The sequence below is a fragment of the Duganella sp. CT11-25 genome, from assembly GCF_047302815.1.
Taxonomy (GTDB): domain Bacteria; phylum Pseudomonadota; class Gammaproteobacteria; order Burkholderiales; family Burkholderiaceae_D; genus Rugamonas.
Genome location: NZ_JBKBFD010000001.1, coordinates 360,592 through 382,116, shown reverse-complemented (window position 1 = coordinate 382,116; position 21,525 = coordinate 360,592). Strand labels below are relative to the sequence as shown.

Sequence of the window (21,525 nt, the reverse complement as noted above, 5' to 3'; positions counted from 1 at the left end):
CCTGTAGCGTACAGCAGACTAATGTCATCGAATGACACGTCCTCTCCGACTCGAATTTTCCGGCGCGCTCTATCACGTCACTTCTCGGGGCGACCGTAGAGCCCTGATCTATCTGGACGACACCGATCGTGCGTTCTGGATGCAGGCATTGGCCGAAGTCTGCCAGCGTTTTCATTTTATCGTGCACAGCTTCTGTCAGATGGGCAACCACTATCATCTGTTGCTGGAAACAGAAGACGCGAATCTATCCCAAGGTATGCGCCAGCTGAACGGCATGTACTCTCAGTACTTCAACCGTCGGCACGATATGGTCGGGCATGTTTTTCAGGGGCGCTACACAGCGATCCTGGTGCAAAAGGAAAGTTACCTGCTTGAGCTTGCACGCTACATCGTCCTCAACCCGGTGCGGGCGAACGTGGTCGCCCTGCCCGAGGATTGGCCATGGAGCAGTTATCGTCTGATGACTGGAACGGTGCCCCCACCTTCCTGGCTAAATATTCAAGGACTACTTGCGCAGCTGGGCACATGCCAGGCAGACGCGATTGCGGCCTACCGAGCATTCGTGCAGGCTGGCATAGGCAAAACCAGTCCATTGGCTAACGCTCACGGGCAACTGCTTCTAGGCGATGACGCATTCATCGCTCGATGCCAGGAGCAGCCCGCAATCGTCCGAGTCAATGGCATCACACCCACACATCGCCACGCACTCGCCCCGCGATTGCAGGCTTACCTGGAAAAATACGCTGACCGCGATGAGGCAATTGCCAGAGCCTATGCCGCGTCCACATACAGCATCCCCGCAATCGCGCGGCACTTCCAGGTCTCAGAAAAAACTGTAGCCCGCGCCATCAAGCGATGGCGCGGGCTACAGGAAAGCTGAGCTCGTGTCCGGGTTCTGGACCTGACCCCGGAGTTTTAGTAGGCGACGCGCAGCTGGACGTAGGCCAGGCGCGGGGCGCCGGCCATGCGGCCGGCGTTGCCGTCGACGTTGCGCGTGTAGTAGCGCTTGTCGGCGATGTTGTTGACGCCGGCCATCACTTCATAGCCCGGCTTGCCCTTGACCTTCCAGCCCAGCTGCGCGTTCCACAGGCGGAAACCCGGGATCTGGCCGACGTTGCCGGCCGCCGCTTCGGCCACCGTGTTGGCCGTGTCCGAGTATTGCTTGGTCTGGTGCGTGCTCGACAGGTTGGCGCTCCAGGCGCCCACACGGTAGCGCGCGCCGACCGTGTCCGTGTCGCGCGAGTAGAACGGTACGTCCAGCCCCGCCGTCGCGCCCGAATCCTGGATCGCCTTGGTGTAGGTGTAGTTGGCGAACACGTTCAGGCCCGCCAGCGCGCCGCTCTCGTCGAAGGTGTAGTCCAGCGCCGTTTCAATGCCCTCATGCTTGGTGGCGCCGATGTTCTGGAAGGTGGCCGGCGTGATGCCCGGCACCTGCAGGATCTGGTTGTCGAACTTGAGCTTGAAGGCGGTCACTTCCGCGCTCACGGCGCCGGTCTTCCAGCGCGCGCCCAGCTCGGCGGTCTTGGCCAGTTCCGGTTTCAGCGGATTGGTCGGGGTCTGCGAATTCAGTTGCGTGTTCTGCACCGGACCGAACGAGGTGGTGTAGTTGGCGAATACCGTCAGCGCGCGGTTGACCAGGTAAGCGACGTTCAGCGATGGCAGCGCTTTGTTGTTGTCGGTGGTGAAGGTGGTCTTGCCGACCAGGTCGTTGCGCTCCGACGAGATGCGCTCGTAGCGCACGCCCGGCGTGATGCGCCAGGCGCCCACCGCGATGCGGTCGTCGATGTAGGCCGCGTGCGCGTCGGTGCTGTTGAGGAAGGTCGAGGTGGCGCCGTTGACGCCGCTCGACACCGTCTGCACGTAGTTGTTGTCGTCGCCGCGTTCGCTCAGGTAGCGATAACCGACCGTGACGTCATGCGTCATGCCGGCGGCCGCGAAGCGCTGCGTGTAGCGCGGTTCGATGCCCACCACTTCGTAGTTGCGCGGCTGCCACGTCACCTGCGTCTTGGCCGCGTTGATCAGCGCGCTCTGGCGGAAGCTCTTGCTGTAGTACGCCTTGAGCTCGAATTCCTGCGTGGCCGACAGCGTGTTCAGGTAGCCGACGTCGGCGCCCTTGCGCTCGCCGCTCCAGAAATCGGTCGGACGCGTGTTCTGGAACGGATCGGCGTTGTACTGCGCGACCGTCAGGCCGCCCGGCGTGCGCGAGTTGACGTCGTAGTAGGACAGCTTGCCGTACACCTCGCTGCCGGCGTCGAGCTTGTAGCGGAACTTGGCGGCGAAGTCGTTGACCTTTTCATCGCTGCCGGCGCGCCATTCGCTGCCGTCGATGCCCGAATACATCAGCGCCAGGCCCAGGCCGTTGTCCAGCGTGGTGCCGACGAAGGCGCTGTATTGCGTGTTGTTGCCGCCTTCGCCGAAGTGGTTGTAGCGCACCGAGGCGTCGCCGCTCAGGCCCGGGCCGTCCGGTATCGCGCGGCTGCGGAAGTTGATGATGCCGCCGACGTTCTGCGGACCGTAGCGCACCGCGCCGCCGCCGCGCACCACGTCGACCGATTCGATATTGTTCAGGCTGACCGGCGCGAACGACAGCTGCGGCTGGCCGTAGGGCGCCACCGCCAGCGGGATGCCGTCCAGCAGCACGGTCGAGCGCGGCGAGTAGCGCCCCGTCAGCCCGCGCACGCCGATGTTGAGCGAGATCGCGCTGCCGGCCGTGCCGGAGTTGTCGGTCGATTGCACGCCGGGAATGCGGCGCAGCACGTCGCCGATGTTGGCGGCGCCGGTGTCGTCGATGTCTTCCTTGTTGACCACGGTGCGCGCGCCGGCGAAGTTCTTGACGCTGTTCTGCAGGCCCGAGCCCAGCCAGCTGCCCGATACCTGGATCGATTCGATCGGCGCGTCGGCCTCCTGGGCGTGCAATGCGACAGGCGCCATCAGCAGGGCGATCGCCGCAGCCAGCGCGGTCGGTTTAAATGGGGCGGCGTGCATGGAAAAATTGGACATGGGACAGGAAAATGAATGTGGCTGAAACGTTAATGATAACACTTCTCATTCGCAATGAATAGCCGACGCTGCCATGTACGCCACGAACGGATATAATTAGCAGATGCTCAACTCCGCAAAACGCCGAACGCTGCAGATCTGGATCGCCATGCTGGCCATCCTGTTCAGCGCCCTCGCGCCTGCGGTGTCGCATGCGCTGGCCGCGTCCACGCCGTCGGTGCTGCTGGAAATGTGTACGGTCGACGGCGTCAAGGCCGTCGACGGCTCCAGGCAGGCGCCGGCCAAGAGCATGCAGGGCATGGAGCATTGCGCCTACTGCCTGACGCATGCCAGCTCGCCCGCCCTGCCGCCGCCGCCCATGGCCGGCTTTGCCGTCATCGGCGGCCATGACCATTATCCGGCGCTGTACTACACCGCGCCGCAACCGCTCCACTCCTGGAGCGCCGCCAAGCCGCGCGGACCGCCTTCCCGTTCCTGACCGTTAAAACGCATTGCCTGCCGCCGCGTGCCGGGGGCAGCTGTCTCCATACACATCAGGAACACCATGAAACCGACCATGTCTCCACTGGCACTGGCGCTGCTTGCCGCCTTCGCCGCCAACGCGCAAACCGCCGCCGAGGCGCCACTGCACCAACTGGGCACCGTGACCATCTCCGGCAACCGCCCCACCTCGCTGCCGACCCAGATCCCGACCACCATCGAAGGCATCACCAGGGAAGAAATCGAGCGCACCGTCAACGCCACCGATGCCGAGGATGCGCTGAAGTACCTGCCTAGCCTGTTGGTGCGCAAGCGCTACATCGGCGACTACAACCACGCCGTGCTGTCGACGCGCGCGTCCGGCACCGGCAACAGCGCGCGCTCGATGGTCTATGCGGACGGCATCCTGCTGTCGAACTATCTCGGCAACGGCGCCACCTTCGCCCCGCGCTGGGGCATGGTCAGCCCGGAGCAGATCGAGCGCGTCGATGTGCTGTACGGCCCTTTCTCCGCAGCCTACGGCGGCAACTCGGTCGGCGCGGTGGTCGACTACGTCACGCGCATGCCGGGCAAATTTGAAGCCCACGCCAAGTTCACGCTGACGCACCAGCCCTTCAAACTGTATGGCACGGACACCAGCTACCAGGGCCGGCAAGGCAGCTTCGCGCTGGGCGACCGCAACGGCGCCTGGTCCTGGTACATCGACCTGAATCGCACCGACAGCGAAGGCCAGCCGTTGACCTTCCCCACCAAGGCGCTGAGCGCCGGTGTGGCCGGTAATGCCGGCACGCCGGTCACCGGCGCGGTCGCAGGCCTGGACCGTAGCAACAAGGACTGGTATCTGCTCGGCGCCGGCACCCAATACCACACGGTGCAGGACCAGATCAAAGCCAGGCTGGCCTACGACTTCTCGCCGACGATGCGGGCGACCTATACCTTCGGCCTGTGGCGCAACGATTCCGAGGGCCGGCCGGAATCCTACCTGCGCGACGCCGCAGGAAAGCCGGTCTACAGCGGCACCGTCAATATCGGCGGGCGTAGCTTCACGCTGGGCGCGACGGACTTCAGCCTGTCGAACGAAAACCTGCAACACATCATGCACGGCCTGTCCATCAAGACCAACACCAAGGGCGTGTTCGACTGGGAACTGGCGGCCAGCCTGTACGACTACGACAAGGACACCTTGCGCGCCGCCACCATCGCGCCGCCTGCGGCGGCCGCGGGCGGCGCAGGCCGTATCGTCAACCAGGGCGGCACCGGCTGGAACACGTTTGCAGCCAAGGGCGTGTGGCGGCCCGACACTGCGCATGTAGCGGAATTCGGCTATCAGCGCGAAGCCTACAAATTGGCCAGCATCGAGAACGCCGCCAGCGACTGGATAAACGGCGATCCCGGCGCGCGCAACTCGGCCTTCACCGGCAGAACCGAGACCAACAGCCTGTATGCGCAGGACAGCTGGAAGTTCGCACCGGGCTGGAAGACGGTGCTGGGCGCGCGCTACGAGCGCTGGAGCGCACACGACGGCGCCACCTCCAACGCCAGCAAGACAGCGCTGCATCCAGAGCGCAACGAGAACTACGTGTCGCCGAAAGCCGCACTGGCCTACCAGGCCGGCGATGACTGGGTGCTGAAAGCCTCGCTGGGCCGCGCGGTGCGCATGCCGACCGTGTCCGAGCTGTATCAGGGCGGCGTCAACGCATCCGGCCAGCTGACCGCGAACGATCCCAACCTGAAACCGGAAAGATCCTGGACCACCGAGCTGACCGCGGAACGCAAGCTGGCCACCGGCCTGCTGCGCCTGACCGCCTTCGGCGAGCGCACCGCGGACGCGCTGTACTCGCAGACCAATGTGCTGGTCACACCGAACGTCACCAACATCCAGAACGTCGACCGCGTCCGCACCAAGGGACTGGAAGCGTCCTACGCGGCGGATGACGTATGGCTGCACGGGCTGGACCTGAGCGCCAGCGCCACCTGGACGGATTCCAGGATCGCCCGCAACGACAAGTACCCGGCCAGCGTCGGCAAATGGCAGCCGCGCATTCCGGAATGGCGCGCCACCGGCGTGGCCACCTACGCCGTCACCGACAAGCTGTCGGCAACGCTGGCCGCGCGCTACAGCGGCAGGCAGTTCTCGACGCTGGACAATTCGGACATCAACGGCTTCGCCTACCAGGGCACCAGCAAGTACTTCACCGCCGATGCACGCGTGCGCTACCGCATCAACCGGCAATGGAGCGCGGCGCTGGGCGTCGATAACCTCAACAACTACCAGTACTGGAACTTCCACCCGTATCCGCAACGGACCTACGTGGCTGAAATGAAGTTCGATCTCTAAGCATCCCGGGCCGCCATCAGAATATTCGATGGCGTCCTGTGCGCTTTAAACATTCATATGATATACTTCTTTACGTCAAAACTTCATAGAGATCGAGATCATGCTTAGCACCGAACAAAAAGCCATCATCAGCGCCACCGTCCCTATCCTGGAACAAGGCGGCGAAGCCCTGACCCGTCATTTCTACCTGACGCTGTTCCGTGACTTCCCGCACGTGAAGCCGTTCTTCAACCAGGCCAACCAGCAGGACGGCAACCAGCAGCGCGCGCTGGCCAACGCGGTGCTGATGTATGCAAAGAATATCGACAAGCTGGAAAATCTCGGTCCGCTGGTGTCGACCATCATCAACAAGCACGTCTCGCTGCAGATCCAGCGCGAGCACTATCCGCTGGTCGGCGCCTCGCTGCTGAAGGCGATCCGCGAAGTGCTGGGCGAGGAAACCGCGACCGATGCCGTGATCGAAGCCTGGGGCGCAGCCTACGGCCAGTTGGCCGATATCCTGGCCGGCGCCGAAGAGAACATCTACACGGAAAACGCCCAGGCTGAAGGCGGCTGGCGCGGTGCCCGCACCTTCAAGGTCGCCGCCAAGACGGAGGAAAGCGACGAGATCACCTCCTTCGTGCTGCAACCGGCGGACGGCGGCAAGGTCGTGGCGCACCAACCGGGCCAGTACATCGGCCTGGTGGCGAAGGTCAACGGCGAAGAGGCACGCCGCCAATACTCGCTGTCGGCGGCGAGCAACGGTGCCAGCTACCGCATCAGCGTCAAGCGCGAGCCGGGCGGCCTGGTGTCGAACTTCCTGCACGACCGGGTGCAGGTGGGCGACAGCATCGACCTGTTCCCCCCATCGGGCGACTTCGTGCTGGCCGATAGCGACAAGCCGCTGGTGCTGATCAGCGGCGGTGTGGGCATCACCCCGACCTTGGCGATGCTGACTGCCGCGCTGACCACCAACCGTCCGGTGCACTTCATCCATGCGGCGCGCCACGCCGGCGTGCACGCCTTCCGCGATCATATCGACGCGCTGGCCGCCAAGCACCCGCAGCTGCAGCGTTTCTACTGCTACGAGGCGGCCAACGACGAAGGCCCGCAGCCGCACGCCACCGGCTACCTGAATCAGCAGCAGCTGTCGGCATGGATGCCGGTGACGCGCGACCTGGAAGCCTACTTCCTCGGACCGACGCCGTTCATGAAGGCCATCAAGTCGCACCTGCTGGAACTGGGCGTGCCGCAGGCGCAGACCTACTACGAGTTCTTCGGCCCGGCGGAGGCGCTGGCCTGATGCATTTTTCAACTAAGTAAAGCTGGTTTTCTTCGTGTACGAGGGCCGGCGTCGGTGCAATACTTTAAGCATCAACGCCCTCTCCCAAGGAAAACATGAAGCGCCGTACCCTGTTGAAACTGGCGGCCGGTGGCGCCGCCACCGCCGCTACCATCGGCTGGTCGCCGGTCTCGCTGGCTGCCGCCGCGCGGCTCAAGGAACTGCGGCTGGACTACGCCTACTACTCGCCGGCCAGCCTGGTGCTGCGCCGCTTCGGCTGGCTGGAAGAGGAATTCAAGGCCGACGGCACGTCGGTACGCTGGGTGCTGAGCGCCGGCAGCAACCGCGCGCTTGAATACCTGAACGCCAACAGCATCGACATCGGCTCCAGTGCGGGCCTGGCTGCGCTGCTGGCCAAGGCCAACGGCAATCCGATCAAGACTCCCTATATTTTTTCGCGCCCCGAGTGGACCGCGCTGGTGGTGCGCAAGGATTCCAATATCCGCACGCTGGCGGATTTGAAGGGCAAGAAGGTCGCCGCCACCAAAGGTACCGACCCGTATCTGTTCCTGTTGCGCTCCCTGCAGACGGTGGGCCTGAAGCGCAGCGATATCGAACACGTCGGACTGCAGCATGCCGACGGCCGCGTCGCGCTGGAGCAAGGCAAGGTCGACGCGTGGGCGGGACTGGATCCGCACATGGCGGCCAGCGAGCTGGAAAGCGGCTCGCGGCTGATCTACCGGAATGTGGCCTTCAATACCTACGGCTTCCTGAACGTGCGCGAGGAATTCCTGGCGACGCGGCCGGCTGAAGTGGGCCGCGTGATCAAGGCCTATGAAAAAGCGCGCGCATGGATACGCGCGAATCCAACCGAGGCGGCCAAGATCTTGTCCGAAGAGGCCAAGGTCTCATTGTCGGTGGCGCTGTTGCAGATCAAGCTGCGCAGCGACTTTAGCAATCCGCAGCCGGGCACGGAGCACGTCAAGGCCTTGCAGTTCGCGGCGCCCATCCTGCGCGATGAGGCGCTGGTCAAGGCCGATACGGACCTGAACCGCGCCATCGCCGAGCTGGTGGATACGCGCTTTGCCCAGCCCTTCATTGCGCGCACCTAGGATCGCATCATGAGCAGCCAGCTCGCCGCGCACGTCGCCGCAACCGCCAATGCGGCTGACACGCAACCGCTGCGCGTCGCCCGTGTTACGCCGTCGACGGTCGCCGGTGCGCAAGTGCCGTCCGCCGGCGCCCCGGACGGCGCGACCACGACTGCCGCCGCCGTAACGACAGGGACAGCGGCAGCGCGCGGGCCGCACAGCGGCGCGGGCTCCCCGCACTGGCGGCGCATCCTGCCAGGCCTGCTGCTGCCGGTGACGGTACTGGCCGCCGTCGAAATCGCCGTGCGCTCAGGCGCGATCCCCTCGCACCTGCTGCCCGCGCCCACTCAAATACTGGACACGCTGATCGACCTCGGCGCGCAAGGACTGCTGGGCCACATCGGCGCCAGCACCTTGCGCGTCGCCGCAGGCTTCGGCATTGGCGCCGTGCTGGCGGTGCTGCTGGGCGCCGCCGTCGGCCTGAGCCAACGCGCCGAAGCGCTGCTCGATCCCACCTTCCAGGCCTTGCGTGCCATACCGTCGCTGGCCTGGGTGCCGTTGCTGCTGCTCTGGCTCGGCATCGACGAAGCGCCAAAAATCGTATTGATCGCCATCGGCGCCTTCTTCCCCGTCTACATGGGCGTGGCCTCCGGCATACGCGGCGTGGACCGCAAGCTGATCGAGGTCGGACGCCTCTACCAGCTATCCAATGTCGCGCTAACGCGGCGCGTGCTGCTGCCGGCAGCCCTGCCCTCCATCCTGACCGGCCTGCGCAACGGCCTCAGTCTGGCGTGGATGTTCATGGTTGCCGCGGAATTGATCGCCGCCAGCCGCGGCCTGGGCTACCTGCTCTCCGACGGCCGCGAAACCAGCCGCGCCGACATCGTGCTGGCCGCGATTGCGCTGCTGGCCATACTCGGCAAGGTCAGCGACGGCCTGATGGCCGCCATCGAGCACCGCTGCCTGGCCTGGCGCGACAGCTATGAAGGAGCGCAGAACCCATGAGCATCGCCCTCGACATCCACATCACGGAAAAGCGCTACGGCCAGCGCACGGTACTGCGCGACGTCAGCCTGCAGCTGCAACAAGGAGAGGTGGTGAGCCTGATCGGCGCCAGCGGCTGCGGCAAAAGCAGCCTGCTGGCGATCGCATCGGGATTGGACCGCGATTTTCGCGGCCGGATAAAACTGAATGGCACGCCGCTGCATGGCGTCAGCCGGGAGATCGGCTTCATTTTCCAGGAGCCGCGCCTGTTCCCGTGGCTGACGGTGGCCCAGAATGTCGCCTTCGAAAACGACAGGGATCCGCGCCTGGTCAAGCGCCTGCTGTCGGAAGTGGGACTGGACGACCACGCCGCCGCGCTGCCCAAGCAGCTGTCCGGCGGCCAGGCGCAGCGCGCAGCCATTGCGCGCGGCCTGTTCACGCAGCCGCGCGTGCTGCTGCTCGACGAACCGTTTTCCGCCGTCGATGCCTTCACCCGCATGAAGCTGCAGGACTTGCTGCTGCGCATAGCGCACGAGCACCGGCTGACGGTCCTGCTGGTCACGCACGACATCGACGAAGCGCTTTACCTGAGCGACCGCGTGGTCCTGCTGGACGGCACGGCGGCTCCGGCGCTAACGGAATTCCATCCCGCGCCATCGCCACGCAAACGCGGCGACGTCAGCTCCGCCGCGTTGAAGGCCGCCATTCTCGACAGCCTTCACGTCTAGGCTCAGAACTTGGCGCGCACGCCGAACACCACGTTACGGCCCGGCAGCGGCGAAATATCCTTCAGCACCGAAGTCGATACGCGGATTTCGTCGTTGGTCAGGTTCTTGGCCAGCATGAACCAGGTCAGGTCGTAGCCGTCCACCTTCTGCGTGTACGACAGGTTGGCGTTGAGCTGGTTGTAGCTCGGCGTATCCGACGTCTCGAACGACGCCAGACGGTCCTGCGACTGCGCGTGCACCAGCGACAGGCCGGCGCGCCACGCGCCCATCTTGTACGCGGTGCTCACGCCGACGCGGTTGGCGGGCTGCAGCGGCAGGCTGCCGCCCACATCCAGCTTGCCGCGCGAGGTGTCGGCAAACACGCGGCCCGACCAGCCGGCGCCGGTCGGGTTGTACTCCAACTCCGCTTCCGCGCCCTGGATGGTGGCGTCGGCCTGCTCGAAGATGCGCTCGCGCAGTTCCTCGCCGGGATTGCCGTCTTCGTCCAGCAGGTTGCCGGTGATGTGGCCGTAGATGAAGTCACTGACCTTGTTGCGGAACACGTTGGCCTTCCAGCGCACCAGGCCCGTGGTCTTTTGCACGGTCAGCTCGATATTGCGCGAGGTCTCCTTCCTGAAATCGGCATTGCCGATGTCGAAGGTCACGGTGGCGTCGTGCGGGCCGGCCGAATACAGTTCCTCGGTCGACGGCGCGCGCTGCGCGTAGGACAGCGTGGCGCCCAGCGCATAGCCGGGAATGAACGGCCACATGCCGCCCACCGATCCCGATTGCAGGTTGAACGAACGGTCGATGCCGGTGACCGGCTCGCGCTTGACGCGCTCCACGCGGCCGCCCGCATTGAAACGCACCGGGCCGATATCGGTCTCTTCGACCAGGAAGGCCGCGTTCGACGTCGAACGGGTGACGGGCACCGTGTCCGGGCCGCCTTCCGCGCTCAGCGCCGAGAAGCGCGTGTTCTCGGTCTGCACGCCGAAGGTGCCGTGCCAGCCGGCCACCGGCTTGTGGGTCAGTTCGAAGCGGGTTTCCAGCGAGTGGTTCTGGAAGATCACTTCCGGCGCGTTCTCGTCATTCAGTTCGGCGTGCTGGTAGTCGGTGTAGCCGGCCTTGAACTTGAAGGTTTCAAAGCCCGGCAGCGGCGCCTTGACCAGGCTGTCGATATCGTAGCGGGTCTGCTTCTGGTCGATCTTCGAACCTTCGTCGCTCGGAATGCCGTACACATTGGTCAGGTGCGAGACCGAGGCGCCGACGAAGCCCCAGCTGTCGATGAACGAGCCACCCAGGCCGGCGTTGCGCTCTTTCGTGTCCGAGTGCGGCAGGCGGCCGGAGGCCGAATCGGGATCGCCCATCACGCGGTTGCCGGGGATCTTGTAGTCGTCGGCGTTGCGGGCGTTGCCGTCCACGTGCCAGGCGAATTTGCCGACCGAGCCATCGAGGGTGCCGGACGCATTGCGGCCCTTGTCGACCGAGCTGGCGCGCACTTCCGCCTGGCCCGTCAGCTTGGGTTCCAGCGCGGTCGGGATGCGCTCGTTGACGACGTTGACCAGGCCGCCGATGGCGCCAGAGCCGTACAGCAGCGCGGCCGGACCGCGCAGGATTTCGATCTGCTGCGCCACCGCGCCTTCGGCCGCCACCGCGTGGTCGTTCGACAGGCCGGAGACGTCGGAGACGGCCATGCCGTTCTCCAGCATCTTGACGCGGGCGCCTTCCAGGCCGCGGATGATGGGACGCGATGCGCCGGCGCCGAACGCCGAGGCCGACACACCCAGTTCCTGCGACAGCGTCTCGCCCAGCGAGCTGCCGGTCTTGTCGCGCAGCTCGTCGCCGGCCAGCACTTTGGCCGGCGCCAGGATCTGGTCGCTGGCGGCGTTGCCGAACGGCGTGGCCGTCACCACCACTTGCGGCACCACCGGATCGGCGATCTGGGCCAATGCCAGCGGGGAAAAGGCGGACAGGATCGCGCTGGCCAGCAGCGTGCGTTGCTTATTCATTTGATACCTCTAGTAAAAATGGATGACAGCGCGCACCGCGTATCGGCAAGCGATCGCGGTGACGCAAAACTCAAAAATCAGGACGGATTTCGGCTGTCAGGCCAGAGGCGGGGCGCGGGATTGGAAGAAGCAGGTGGTCCGCTCGCAGGCGGACAGCGTGGCCGGTATGGCGATCACGCCGGCGCTGAGCGTGGTGAGCACCAGCGTCAGCGGCGAACTGGTGATCGCGGCCGCCATATGGGCCACCGAGACGCACTCCGAGCAGACCTTGTGGGCGGCGATGCGCTTGCGGTGCTCGGCGTGCTCTTCGTCGCTCAGCTGGTTGGCCTGCTGGTCGATGTCGGCCCAGTGCGTATAGATGTGCGTGACCGCGATCTGCTGCGTAAACAGCAGCAGAAGCGCGAGGAACACATGAACTATCGAGCGGCGTTGCATCAGATTTGGCCGGGCCAGTAAGAAACGAAGTGGCTATTCTAACCTTAAGTTACGAAATAGCGCCAGCGGCCGGCGTGTTACCATAGCGCTGCTTTCCGTAGAATTCGACCAAAACCAGATGCAAACCACCACCGCAGACCAGGCAGAATCATTGATCCGGGCCACCGGCGCACGTGTCACCCGACAGCGTGTGACCGTGCTCGACTTTTTGCTCGGCCAGGACAAATCGCTGACCCACCATGAGATCCAGGACCGCCTGTCGGACGAGGCGCTGGACCCGGTCACCCTGTACCGCGTGCTGGAATGGCTGACCGACAATGAACTGGTCCACCGCATCGCCGGCGCCGACCAGGTATGGCGTTTCAGCGCCGGCGCCGGCCAGCATTCGCACGAACACGCGCACTTCCAGTGCACCAAGTGCGAGCAGGTCACCTGCTTCACCGACGTCGCGCTGCCGCGCAAGATCAAGCTGCCGGAAGGCTTCCAGAGCCAGGAAATCGACTTCCTCATCAAGGGCACCTGCCCGCGCTGCGCCCGCAAAAAATAATCAACGCCTAATGCAGTTAACTTGCATTAGAAATCGAATCCGCCTATGATGCAACTCGATTGCATTAACCACAGCGAGATTCCAATGACCCGATCCGATACCCGCCTGCCCGTCACCGTCCTTTCCGGCTTCCTCGGCGCCGGCAAGACCACCCTGCTCAACCACGTGCTGGCCAACCGCGAAGGCTTGCGCGTGGCCGTCATCGTCAACGACATGAGCGAGGTGAATATCGACGCCTCGCTGCTGCGCCAGGGCGCGGAAAACGCCGGCGCCGCGCTGTCCCGCACCGAAGAGAAAATGGTCGAGATGAGCAACGGCTGCATCTGCTGCACGCTGCGCGAGGACCTGCTGCTGGAAGTGCGCAAGCTGGCCGCCGACGGCCGCTTCGACTACCTGCTGATCGAGTCGACCGGCGTCGGCGAACCGATGCCGGTGGCCGCCACCTTCGACTTTGAAGACGAACACGGCGATTCGCTCAACCACCTGGCCCGCATCGACACCATGGTCACCGTGGTCGACGCGGTCAACCTGTTCAACGACTACAACAGCACCGATTTCCTGGCGCAGCGCGGCGAGACCGCCGGCGAAGGCGACGACCGCACGCTGGCCGCGCTGCTGTCGGAGCAGATCGAATTCGCCGACGTCATCGTGGTCAGCAAGACCGACCTGGTCTCGCCGCAGCAACTGGCGGACGTGCATGCCGTGATCAAGGCGCTCAACCCCGGCGCCAGCGTGATCGAGGCCGAAAAAGGCCGCGTGCCGCTGCACCGCATCCTCGGCACCGGCAAGTTCGACCTGGAGAAAGCCAGCGAGATGTCCGGCTGGGCGCGCGAGCTGGCCGGCATCCACACGCCCGAGACCGAGGAATACGGCATCGCCAGTTTCGTGCTGCGCGAACGCCGCCCGCTGCATCCGCAGCGCTTCGACCGCTTCCTCGACCTGGGCTTCCCCGGCCTGATACGCGCCAAGGGCTACGTGTGGCTGGCCACGCGGCCGGAATGGGCGGTGGCGTATTCGCGCGCCGGCAAGATCGCCTCGGTCGAACCGGTCGGCCAATGGATGGAGCCTTATGACGACCGCGTCAACGAGCTGGTATTCATCGGCCGCGGCATGGACCGGGCGGCCATCGAAGCGGCGTTCGACGACTGCGTCCTGAGCGATGCCGAAAACGCCGCCGGCGTGGCGGCATGGCGACGCTATGCCGATCCTTTCCCTGACTGGATGGCCGAGAGGTGATAACATCCGCAGCTTATGAAAAAAAGCCTCCTTTCCCTCGCCGGCGCCCTCACCATCGCGCTGGCCGGCTGCGCGCCGCTCCCTCCCGCCAAACCGGCGATGCCGGACACCGTTTCCAGCCTGCGCTTCATCGGTGAGCAGCGCCTGCCGTGGCGCCAGCAATACAAGGACACGCTGGTCGGCGGCCTGTCGGGCATCGACTACGACGCCGCCAGCGGCGAATGGGTGATGATCAGCGACGACCGGTCGGCGCACAACCCGGCCCGCTACTACAGCGCGCGCCTGCAGTACGACGGCCAGGCGTTCAAGCCGGTGGAGCTGACCGGCACGACGGTGCTGCTGCAGAAGGACGGCACCATCTATCCGACCAAGGAAGACTACAAGCGCGGCGGCGGGGAGGTGGCCGACCTCGAAACCATCCGCGTCGATCCTCAGGACGGCAGCATCTGGTACGGCAGCGAAGGCGACGTGGGCCTGGGCCTCGATCCCTTCGTGCGCCACGCCACGCGCGATGGCCGCTACATCTCCACCCTGCCGCTGCCGCCGATGTTCAGCGTATCGGCCGACCGCAAGACCGGGCCGCGCAACAACCAGAGTTTCGAGGGCATGAGCTTCTCGCGCGACGGCCGCACGCTGTGGGTATCGCTGGAAGGTCCGATGTACCAGGACGGCCCGGCGCCGGACCCGGTCAACGGCGCGGTCAACCGCATCACGCATTTCGCCCGCGACGGCAAGGTGCTCGGCCAGTACGCCTATCCGCTGGGCGCGATTCCGGCGGCACCCGGCAAAGGCAAGTACGCCGACAACGGCATCTCCGAGATCGTCGCCATCAGCGCCACGCGCCTGCTGGTGATGGAACGCTCCGGCGTGCAGGCCGACGACGGCAAGTACACCGACTATGTGCGCATCTATGAGATCGACACCGCCGGCGCCACCGACATCCAGAAGGAGCCGACGCTGCAAGGCGCTTCCTACCAACTGGTGAAGAAGCGCCTTGTATTGGATATCGGCCAGTTGAACCTGCCCATCGTCGACAACCTGGAAGGCATGTCCTTTGGACCGGTGCTGGCCAACGGCCACGGGAGCCTGGTCTTGATCTCCGACGACAACTTCGGCAAGAACCAGGTCACGCAGCTGCTGCTGTTCGAGATTATCCCTTAGCCGCCGCCCGCTTGCGGCGGGTGGTGATGTTCTCGCGGTTCAGGCCCCAGTTGTCGGTCTCCACTTCGTCGATGATGACGAAGGTGGTCGACGGGTCCTTGTTCAGCACATCGCTCAGCAGATCGGTAACGCCTTCGATCAGCTTCAGTTTCTGCTCGGAGGTCACGCCTTCGTTGGTCACGCGGATATTCACATATGGCATGATCGTCTCCTTACCAGGTGCCGGCGGTGGAGCCGCCATCGACCGGCAGCACGACGCCGCTGGTGAACGAGGATTCGGTCAGGTACAGCACCGCGTCCGCCACATCCTTCGTGCTGCCCATTTCGCCGCTTGGCGACAGCTGCTTCAGGAAATTCTGCGTGCCTTCGTCGGTGCCGTGCATCGGCGTGCTGATGATCCCCGGTGCGACCGCGTTGACCTTGACGTTGGAAGGCGCCAGTTCCAGCGCCAGGCCGCGCGTGGCGTGGTTCAAACCACCCTTGATCAGGATCGGCAGCAGCGCCGGCACCTTGGCGGTCGGCTGCATCGCCAGGCTGGCGGTGATGGTCACGATATGGCCGGAACGGTTGGCGCTCATGTGCCTGGCCGCTTCCTGCGATGGGTAGAAGAAGCCCATCAGGTTGGTGCTGACGATGGCGTTGACGTCGTCCTCGGTATAGTCGGCGATCGGCTTGGCCAGGAAGATGCCGGCGTTGTTGATCAGGACATCGACCTTGCCGAAGGCCGCGACGGCGCGTTCGAACAGCGCCTTGGCGGTGGCCGGATCGGCGATATCGCCGGCGACCGGCAGGAAGTTGGCCGGGTTGCCCCATTGTGCGGCGGCGGTTTGCAGACGGTCCAGCGTGCGGGCGTTGCCGACCACGTTGTAGCCGCGCTTCAGATAAGCCTCGGCGATGGCAAAGCCGATACCGCTCGATGCGCCGGTGACGATGACTGTTTTCATGGTAGTGCTCCTTCAGGTAAGTTGGTGTAGAGACACTGTACTGATAACTCAGACGTTGATAAACACACGCCAATGCAAGATAATTCATACATCATGTAATCAATGGAGTGACCATGAAGCGCAATTTCGACGACGTGCTGCTGGGGAGCATCGAGCTGTTCTGCTTTGCGGCGGAGCTGGGCAGCTTTACGGCCGCCGCCGCCGCGGCGAGCGTGACGCCGGCCGCGGTCAGCCGTTCGATCGCCCGGCTGGAGGAACGCCTGGGCGTGCGCCTGTTCGTCCGCACCACGCGCCAGATCCGCCTGACCGACGGCGGCCAGCGCTATTTCGAGCAATGCCGGCAGGCGCTGTCGCAGCTGACCGAGGCGGAACGCGAAGTCACCGGCGGCCAGGCCAGGCCGGCCGGCGCGCTGCGCATCAGCGCGCCGACGCCGTTTGCCCATTACCGGCTGCTGCCGCTGCTGGGCGAGTTCCGCGCGCTGTACCCGGAGGTCACGCTGGATATCCACGTCAGCAACCGCAATATCGACTTCGCCGACGAAGGCTACGACCTGGCGATACGCGGCCGCGCGCCGGCCGATTCCAACCTGATCGCGCGCAAGCTGGAAGACGCGGAACTGGTGCTGGTGGCCTCGCCCGCCTACCTCAAGCGCGCCGGCAAACCGAAAAGCCTGGACGACCTGCGCAAGCACGAATGCATCCAGTTTGAATTGCCCAGCACCGGCAAGCAGATCCCGTGGACGTTCAAGGTCGATGGTACACAGGTGGACCTGCAAACCGGCGGCGGCTTGTGCTGCGCCGAGGACGTGCTGGGCATCGTCACGCTGGCGCGCGCCGGCGCGGGCCTGGTGCAGACCTACCGCTATATCGTCGGGCAGGACCTGGCGCGCGGCGACCTGGTGGAACTGCTGCCGCAGCATGGCGGCACCTCGCGTCCCTTCATCCTGCTGTATCCGCATGCGCGCCACCTGTCGCTGCGGGTGCGCACCTTTGTCGATTTCCTGATGGCGAAGCTGCCGCGCCCTTAGCCGCCCACGCCGAGACTATCGGCGAACGCCGACCGCGCCCGATGGTGCAGCACATCCTTGCGCCACACCAGCATGGTCTCGACATGGGCGATATGCGGCGGCAGCGCGTGCTGGCGCACGGTCCTGGCCAGCTTGCGCTGCTCCAGCAATTCCTTCGGCATCAGCGCCACGCCCATGCCGGCCGCCACGCAGCCGATGATGGCCTCGAAGGTGCCGAACTCCGACACCCGCGCCGGCGCCACATCGCCCTCCGCAAACCACGACTCCAGGCGCCGCCTGTAGGTACAACCGCTGCGGAACACCAGCAGGGTGCGGCGCTGCAGCTCGCGCGGCGACGCCAGCGCCGCATGCGCATGATTGGTGATCAGCACCAGCTCCTCCTCGAATACCGGCCGCTGTTCCAGCTCGGGATGCGCCACCGGCCCCGCCACCAGCGCCACGTCCAGCCGATGCTTCAGCACGCCGTCCAGCAGATGATCGGTCGGCGCGGTGTCGAGGATCAGGTCGACCTCGGGATGCTTGCGGTTGAAGGCGGCCAGCACTTGCGGCAGGCGCGCCGCCGCCGTGGTCTCCATCGAGCCGATGCGCAGCTGGCCGGACGGCTTCTGGTCCGGCTGCACCGCCGCCTGCGCCTCGTCGGCCAGCTGCAGCAGGCGGTCGGCATAGGCCAGCAGGCGCGCGCCCTCGGTGGTGATCTGCAGCTTGCGGCCGGAGCGATGGAACAGCGCCACACCCAGCGAGTCTTCCAGCTGGGTCAGCCGCGCGGACACATTCGACTGCACCCGATTCAGGCGGGAGGCGGCCAGCGTCACGCTGCCCTCCTCGGCCACCGCTTTAAAGATGCGCAGGGCGGAGAGTTCCATATTCGATTCTTAAAATAAGATAGATATCTTCATTATTATTCATTTTTCCAAATAGTCAAACCGTCCTATAGTGCAGTCATGAAAACTGACCACACTCCCTCCCTGGCCATCCTGCTCGCATGCAGCTTCGCCTTCATCATCGTCCAGCTGGACGTCACCATCGTCAATGTCGCCCTGCCGCAGATCGGGCATGAGCTGGGCGCCGGCGTCACCGACCTGCAGTGGGTGGTGGACGCCTACACGCTGGGCTTCGCCGTGTTCCTGCTGTCGGCCGGCGCGCTGGGCGATAAATTCGGCTCGCGCCGCACCTTCATGACCGGCTTCGCGCTGTTCACGGCCGCCTCGCTGGCCTGCGCCATGGCGCCGACCGCGATGGTGCTGAATATCGCGCGCGCCGTGCAAGGCATAGGCGCCGCGCTGCTGGTGCCCAGTTCCCTGGCCATCCTCAACGCCACCTACGCGGACGACAAGGCGATGCTGGCCAAGGCCATCGCCTGGTGGACCGCCGCCGGCGGCATGTCGATCGCGGCCGGGCCGGTGCTGGGCGGCCTGCTGATGTCGCTGCCCGGCCTGGGCTGGCGCAGCATTTTCTGGGTCAACATCCCGATCTGCGTCGCCGGCTTCTGGCTCACCAGCCGCGTGGTACCGGCGGCGGCAGGCCGCGATCCGCACCGCAGCCTGGACATCGCCGGCCAGCTGCTGGCGGTGGTGACCCTGACCGGCTTCATCGGCGCCGTCATCGAATACGAGGCCCTGGGCTGGCGGCACTGGCTGGTGAGCGGCGGCTTGATGGTGTCGGCCGTTGCCGCCGGATTGTTCGTCTGGGTCGAAGCGAACAACAAGTCGCCCATGCTGCCGCTGGGCCTGTTCCGCAGCGCGCCGTTTTCCGGCGCCGTGCTGTTCGGCGTGCTGATGAATTTTTCTTACTACGGCGTGATCTTCGTCCTCAGCTTCTACCTGCAAAAAGTGCGCGGCTTCAGCGTGCTGCATGCGGGACTGGTGTTCCTGCCGTTGACCGGCACCTTCATCTTTTCGAATATCGTCAGCGGCTGGATGCAGGCCCGTGTCGGTTCGCGCACGCCGATGATACTGGGCGGCTTGATCGGCGCGGCCGGCTATGCGCTGCTGGGCTGGTGGGGCATCTCCGACGACGCCACCTTTCTGCAAATGCTGCCGGGACTGGCGCTGATCCCGGCCGGCATGGGCCTGGCTGTGCCGGCGATGACCACTTCGATACTGTCCGGCGTGGAACGGCGCCAGGCCGGCACCGCCTCCGCGGTGCTGAACACCGCGCGCCAGGTCGGCGGCGCGGTCGGCGTGGCGGTGTTCGGCGCGCTGGTGGCGGCCGGCGCCAACGCCGGCATCCTTAGCGGAATCCAGCTGGCGATGGGCGTATCGGGCGGGCTGCTGTTGCTGGCGGCACTGCTGGCGTTCGCGTGTATCCGTCGGCCGGCGCAGGCTCCGGCGCCGGTTCGAGCCGCTGTGGACTGTGCTGGATAGACGGCGGCGACAGGCAGTTGTCGCACTGGCAGCAGCGCTCGAAGTCCCGCGGGCGGTCGCCGAAGTAATCCAGCAGCAGCTTCCAGCGGCAATAGCCGCTCTGCGCGTAAGCCACCATCTGCTCCAGCCCTTCGCGGTCGCGTTCATGCTTGTCGACGTAGACCTGCGCCATCTGCTCGAACCGCGCCGCCTTGGGTGTCGGACAAGATGTCAACACGTAGTCGAGCTTGCGGTTGCGCTTCAACAGCTTGCCGTCCTTGAGCATCTTGAGGCAGATTTTCAGCTGGCTGGCGGGCATCTGCTCCACCAGCGACCTCAGCTCCGCCTCGGTGAACGAGGCTTGGCCCAGCGCCAGCGCCGCCTCGTATACAGCCTTCAGCTCCTCGGAGGACGGATAGCGTTTGATCAGGAAGTACTGCTGCAAGCGCTTGTCCGCATGGTAGTACAGCAGCGTGCACTCGGCATCGAGGCCGTCGCGCCCCGCCCGGCCCGACTCCTGGTAGTAGGCTTCCAGGTTGGCCGGCACCTGCAGGTGAATCACAAACCGCGTATCGCTCTTGTCGATGCCCATGCCGAAAGCGTTGGTCGCCACCATCACGCGGCGCTCGCCGCTCATGAACAGGTTCTGGTTCCCGCTGCGTTCGGCCGCTTTCAGCTTGCCGTGGTAGAGCGTGACGCTCTCGCCGGCTTCCTGCAGCAGCTTGTGCATTTCCTCGGCCGCCTTGACGGTGGCCGAATAGACGATGCCGACGCCGGCGCTGTCGCGCACCAGTTGCAGCGCCACCGCGTATTTTTCATCCGGATTGGTCACCTGCTTCACCCGGTAGTGCAGGTTCGGGCGATAGATGCCGGTGTTGACCACATCCATGCGCGGACGCCCAAGCTGGGCGCGGATATCGGCGATCACGTCGTCGGTGGCGGTGGCCGTCAACGCCAGCAGAGGCGGCTTGCCCAGCGCGTCGAGCGCGGCGCCGATCTCCAGGTAGGCAGGGCGGAAATCGTGGCCCCATTGCGAGATGCAATGCGCCTCGTCGATCACCACCAGCGCGATCTTGCCCTGCTTGAGCAGCGCCAGGAATTCCGGCGTCGCCAGCCGCTCCGGCGTGCAAAAGATCACGTCCTTGTCGGCGCGCTCGATCGCCTCCAGCGCGGCCAGTTCATCGCTGCGGGACAGGCTGCTGTTCATCTGGGCGGCGCTGGCGATGCCGCCCTCCTCCAGCTTCTCGGCCTGGTCCTTCATCAGCGAAATCAACGGCGACACCACCACCGTCGCCCCTTCGAGCAGGCAGGCCGGCAACTGGTAGCACAGCGACTTTCCGCTCCCGGTGGGCATCACCGCCAGCGTATCCCGGCCGGCCAGCACGCTCTCGATCACCAGCCGCTGGCCGTCGCGCAACGCCTCCATACCGAAGACTTGGCGCAGGATCCGGCTAATCCGCTTGTTTTGAGGGTTTTCCATGCCGCCAGCGTAGACAAGCTTGCGCATTTGGTATGTACGGCAACGCACCGCGCTGGCTGTCCGGGCATGGAATCTGTCATACTATGGCTTTTACAGGCAGCCCAAGAATAGATGGACCCGAGACGAGAGCATGTACGACGTTTGCTGCAGGTGGACGCCTACATCAGCGACATTCACGGACAGAACACGTCCGCCACGCAGATCATCGATATTTCGCGCATGGGCGTGGCGTTTGTCAGCGACCATCCGATGCGGACCGATGAGCCGTATCTGCTGAATTTCTGCTTCCCCGGCAGCACCATCCGCAACGAGCTGACCTTGTCCGTGATCCACAGCGCGGAGGTCGGCACGCATGGCCGCTTCCGCAACGGCGCCCGCTTCATGGCCATTTCCGAAGCCTGCGCCGACCGCATCGTCGACTACGTCACCACCGCCCCCGCCTAGCGCGCCAGCCGCACAACAACGGTGCAAGCGTGTAACGC

At 65.0% G+C, this 21,525-nt stretch carries 19 protein-coding genes and 1 pseudogene; 13 read left to right on the top strand and 7 right to left on the bottom strand.

The genetic code is table 11. The annotated features are described in order from the left end of the window. Positions 1-31 precede the first annotated feature (31 nt). Positions 32-880, top strand: coding sequence for a transposase (locus tag ACEN9F_RS01530; protein ID WP_413417131.1), 849 nt, complete (start codon positions 32-34; stop codon positions 878-880). A gap of 35 nt (positions 881-915) precedes the next feature. Here the strand turns inward: ACEN9F_RS01530 and ACEN9F_RS01525 are convergent, their stop codons facing one another. Then, positions 916-2,985: a TonB-dependent receptor family protein gene (locus ACEN9F_RS01525; RefSeq protein ID WP_413417129.1), complete on the bottom strand. Its 2,070-nt coding sequence runs from the start codon at positions 2,983-2,985 to the stop codon at positions 916-918. A gap of 118 nt (positions 2,986-3,103) precedes the next feature. On the opposite strand from ACEN9F_RS01525, the gene ACEN9F_RS01520 reads away from it, so the two are divergent. The 6 genes from ACEN9F_RS01520 to ACEN9F_RS01495 all read left to right on the top strand — a co-directional run bounded on the left by ACEN9F_RS01520 (position 3,104) and on the right by ACEN9F_RS01495 (position 9,882). Then, on the top strand, positions 3,104-3,478 hold the full coding sequence (locus ACEN9F_RS01520; RefSeq protein ID WP_413417127.1) for a DUF2946 domain-containing protein: 375 nt from the start codon (positions 3,104-3,106) through the stop codon (positions 3,476-3,478). A 66-nt stretch (positions 3,479-3,544) separates the two neighbouring features. Further along, positions 3,545-5,818, top strand: coding sequence for a TonB-dependent receptor (locus ACEN9F_RS01515; protein ID WP_413417125.1), 2,274 nt, complete (start codon positions 3,545-3,547; stop codon positions 5,816-5,818). Between the two features lie 100 nt (positions 5,819-5,918). Beyond that, positions 5,919-7,100, top strand: a complete 1,182-nt coding sequence (gene hmpA, locus ACEN9F_RS01510; RefSeq protein WP_413417123.1) for an NO-inducible flavohemoprotein — start codon at positions 5,919-5,921, stop codon at positions 7,098-7,100. Between the two features lie 95 nt (positions 7,101-7,195). Continuing rightward, the gene (locus tag ACEN9F_RS01505; protein ID WP_413417121.1) at positions 7,196-8,191 is read left to right on the top strand and encodes an aliphatic sulfonate ABC transporter substrate-binding protein; all 996 of its coding nucleotides are present in this window, start codon (positions 7,196-7,198) and stop codon (positions 8,189-8,191) included. Positions 8,192-8,200: 9 nt separating this feature from the next. Then, positions 8,201-9,175, top strand: a complete 975-nt coding sequence (locus ACEN9F_RS01500) for an ABC transporter permease (RefSeq protein ID WP_413417119.1) — start codon at positions 8,201-8,203, stop codon at positions 9,173-9,175. Beyond that, complete coding sequence (locus ACEN9F_RS01495) at positions 9,172-9,882, top strand: ABC transporter ATP-binding protein (protein WP_413417117.1); 711 nt, start codon at positions 9,172-9,174, stop codon at positions 9,880-9,882. Before ACEN9F_RS01500 ends, ACEN9F_RS01495 begins: the two co-directional genes overlap by 4 nt. A 2-nt stretch (positions 9,883-9,884) precedes the next feature. On the opposite strand, the gene ACEN9F_RS01490 is transcribed toward ACEN9F_RS01495, so the two are convergent. Together ACEN9F_RS01490 and ACEN9F_RS01485 are read right to left on the bottom strand one after the other, a co-directional pair. After that, positions 9,885-11,870: a TonB-dependent receptor gene (locus ACEN9F_RS01490; RefSeq protein WP_413417115.1), complete on the bottom strand. Its 1,986-nt coding sequence runs from the start codon at positions 11,868-11,870 to the stop codon at positions 9,885-9,887. A gap of 96 nt (positions 11,871-11,966) precedes the next feature. After that, positions 11,967-12,281: a hypothetical protein gene (locus ACEN9F_RS01485; protein WP_413417113.1), complete on the bottom strand. Its 315-nt coding sequence runs from the start codon at positions 12,279-12,281 to the stop codon at positions 11,967-11,969. 142 nt (positions 12,282-12,423) lie between these two features. On the opposite strand from ACEN9F_RS01485, the gene ACEN9F_RS01480 reads away from it, so the two are divergent. The 3 genes from ACEN9F_RS01480 to ACEN9F_RS01470 all read left to right on the top strand — a co-directional run bounded on the left by ACEN9F_RS01480 (position 12,424) and on the right by ACEN9F_RS01470 (position 15,249). After that, on the top strand, positions 12,424-12,852 hold the full coding sequence (locus ACEN9F_RS01480; protein WP_413417111.1) for a Fur family transcriptional regulator: 429 nt from the start codon (positions 12,424-12,426) through the stop codon (positions 12,850-12,852). Between the two features lie 84 nt (positions 12,853-12,936). Beyond that, on the top strand, positions 12,937-14,088 hold the full coding sequence (locus ACEN9F_RS01475; protein WP_413417109.1) for a GTP-binding protein: 1,152 nt from the start codon (positions 12,937-12,939) through the stop codon (positions 14,086-14,088). A gap of 15 nt (positions 14,089-14,103) precedes the next feature. Beyond that, entirely contained in the window at positions 14,104-15,249 is a 1,146-nt protein-coding gene (locus ACEN9F_RS01470) for an esterase-like activity of phytase family protein (RefSeq protein ID WP_413417107.1), read from the top strand. Here the strand turns inward: ACEN9F_RS01470 and ACEN9F_RS01465 are convergent. Beyond that, a complete protein-coding gene (locus ACEN9F_RS01465; RefSeq protein ID WP_413417105.1) occupies positions 15,239-15,451 on the bottom strand; it encodes a 2-hydroxymuconate tautomerase family protein in 213 nt (70 codons plus the stop codon). The genes ACEN9F_RS01470 and ACEN9F_RS01465 overlap by 11 nt on opposite strands. 10 nt (positions 15,452-15,461) lie before the next feature. Continuing rightward, positions 15,462-16,193, bottom strand: a complete 732-nt coding sequence (locus ACEN9F_RS01460) for an SDR family NAD(P)-dependent oxidoreductase (protein ID WP_413417103.1) — start codon at positions 16,191-16,193, stop codon at positions 15,462-15,464. A gap of 113 nt (positions 16,194-16,306) precedes the next feature. On the opposite strand from ACEN9F_RS01460, the gene ACEN9F_RS01455 reads away from it, so the two are divergent. Then, positions 16,307-17,221, top strand: coding sequence for a LysR substrate-binding domain-containing protein (locus ACEN9F_RS01455; protein WP_413417101.1), 915 nt, complete (start codon positions 16,307-16,309; stop codon positions 17,219-17,221). Here ACEN9F_RS01455 and ACEN9F_RS01450 read toward each other — a convergent pair. Next, positions 17,218-18,084 carry a LysR family transcriptional regulator gene (locus ACEN9F_RS01450; protein WP_413417099.1) on the bottom strand — a complete coding sequence of 289 codons (867 nt, stop codon included), beginning with the start codon at positions 18,082-18,084 and terminating at the stop codon, positions 17,218-17,220. The genes ACEN9F_RS01455 and ACEN9F_RS01450 overlap by 4 nt on opposite strands. Positions 18,085-18,162: 78 nt before the next feature. Here ACEN9F_RS01450 and ACEN9F_RS01445 point away from each other — a divergent pair, with 78 nt between their 5' ends. Continuing rightward, a complete protein-coding gene (locus ACEN9F_RS01445) occupies positions 18,163-19,584 on the top strand; it encodes an MFS transporter (RefSeq protein ID WP_413417097.1) in 1,422 nt (473 codons plus the stop codon). A gap of 70 nt (positions 19,585-19,654) precedes the next feature. On the opposite strand, the pseudogene ACEN9F_RS01440 reads toward ACEN9F_RS01445, so the two are convergent. Further along, positions 19,655-20,989: pseudogene (locus ACEN9F_RS01440) on the bottom strand (RecQ family ATP-dependent DNA helicase); the annotation flags it as partial. Positions 20,990-21,154: 165 nt separating this feature from the next. Between ACEN9F_RS01440 and ACEN9F_RS01435 the strand changes: the two are divergent. Next, positions 21,155-21,487: a PilZ domain-containing protein gene (locus ACEN9F_RS01435; RefSeq protein ID WP_413417095.1), complete on the top strand. Its 333-nt coding sequence runs from the start codon at positions 21,155-21,157 to the stop codon at positions 21,485-21,487. The last annotated feature ends 38 nt before the right edge of the window (positions 21,488-21,525 follow it).

Bases quoted from the DNA above. Each gene is read 5' to 3' on its own strand.
- ACEN9F_RS01530 (WP_413417131.1), top strand. From the start codon at position 32: ATGACACGTCCTCTCCGACTCGAATTTTCCGGCGCGCTCTATCACGTC.
- ACEN9F_RS01525 (WP_413417129.1), bottom strand. From the start codon at position 2,985: ATGCACGCCGCCCCATTTAAACCGACCGCGCTGGCTGCGGCGATCGCC.
- ACEN9F_RS01520 (WP_413417127.1), top strand. From the start codon at position 3,104: ATGCTCAACTCCGCAAAACGCCGAACGCTGCAGATCTGGATCGCCATG.
- ACEN9F_RS01515 (WP_413417125.1), top strand. From the start codon at position 3,545: ATGAAACCGACCATGTCTCCACTGGCACTGGCGCTGCTTGCCGCCTTC.
- hmpA (WP_413417123.1), top strand. From the start codon at position 5,919: ATGCTTAGCACCGAACAAAAAGCCATCATCAGCGCCACCGTCCCTATC.
- ACEN9F_RS01505 (WP_413417121.1), top strand. From the start codon at position 7,196: ATGAAGCGCCGTACCCTGTTGAAACTGGCGGCCGGTGGCGCCGCCACC.
- ACEN9F_RS01500 (WP_413417119.1), top strand. From the start codon at position 8,201: ATGAGCAGCCAGCTCGCCGCGCACGTCGCCGCAACCGCCAATGCGGCT.
- ACEN9F_RS01495 (WP_413417117.1), top strand. From the start codon at position 9,172: ATGAGCATCGCCCTCGACATCCACATCACGGAAAAGCGCTACGGCCAG.
- ACEN9F_RS01490 (WP_413417115.1), bottom strand. From the start codon at position 11,870: ATGAATAAGCAACGCACGCTGCTGGCCAGCGCGATCCTGTCCGCCTTT.
- ACEN9F_RS01480 (WP_413417111.1), top strand. From the start codon at position 12,424: ATGCAAACCACCACCGCAGACCAGGCAGAATCATTGATCCGGGCCACC.
- ACEN9F_RS01475 (WP_413417109.1), top strand. From the start codon at position 12,937: ATGACCCGATCCGATACCCGCCTGCCCGTCACCGTCCTTTCCGGCTTC.
- ACEN9F_RS01470 (WP_413417107.1), top strand. From the start codon at position 14,104: ATGAAAAAAAGCCTCCTTTCCCTCGCCGGCGCCCTCACCATCGCGCTG.
- ACEN9F_RS01465 (WP_413417105.1), bottom strand. From the start codon at position 15,451: ATGCCATATGTGAATATCCGCGTGACCAACGAAGGCGTGACCTCCGAG.
- ACEN9F_RS01460 (WP_413417103.1), bottom strand. From the start codon at position 16,193: ATGAAAACAGTCATCGTCACCGGCGCATCGAGCGGTATCGGCTTTGCC.
- ACEN9F_RS01455 (WP_413417101.1), top strand. From the start codon at position 16,307: ATGAAGCGCAATTTCGACGACGTGCTGCTGGGGAGCATCGAGCTGTTC.
- ACEN9F_RS01450 (WP_413417099.1), bottom strand. From the start codon at position 18,084: ATGGAACTCTCCGCCCTGCGCATCTTTAAAGCGGTGGCCGAGGAGGGC.
- ACEN9F_RS01445 (WP_413417097.1), top strand. From the start codon at position 18,163: ATGAAAACTGACCACACTCCCTCCCTGGCCATCCTGCTCGCATGCAGC.
- ACEN9F_RS01435 (WP_413417095.1), top strand. From the start codon at position 21,155: ATGGACCCGAGACGAGAGCATGTACGACGTTTGCTGCAGGTGGACGCC.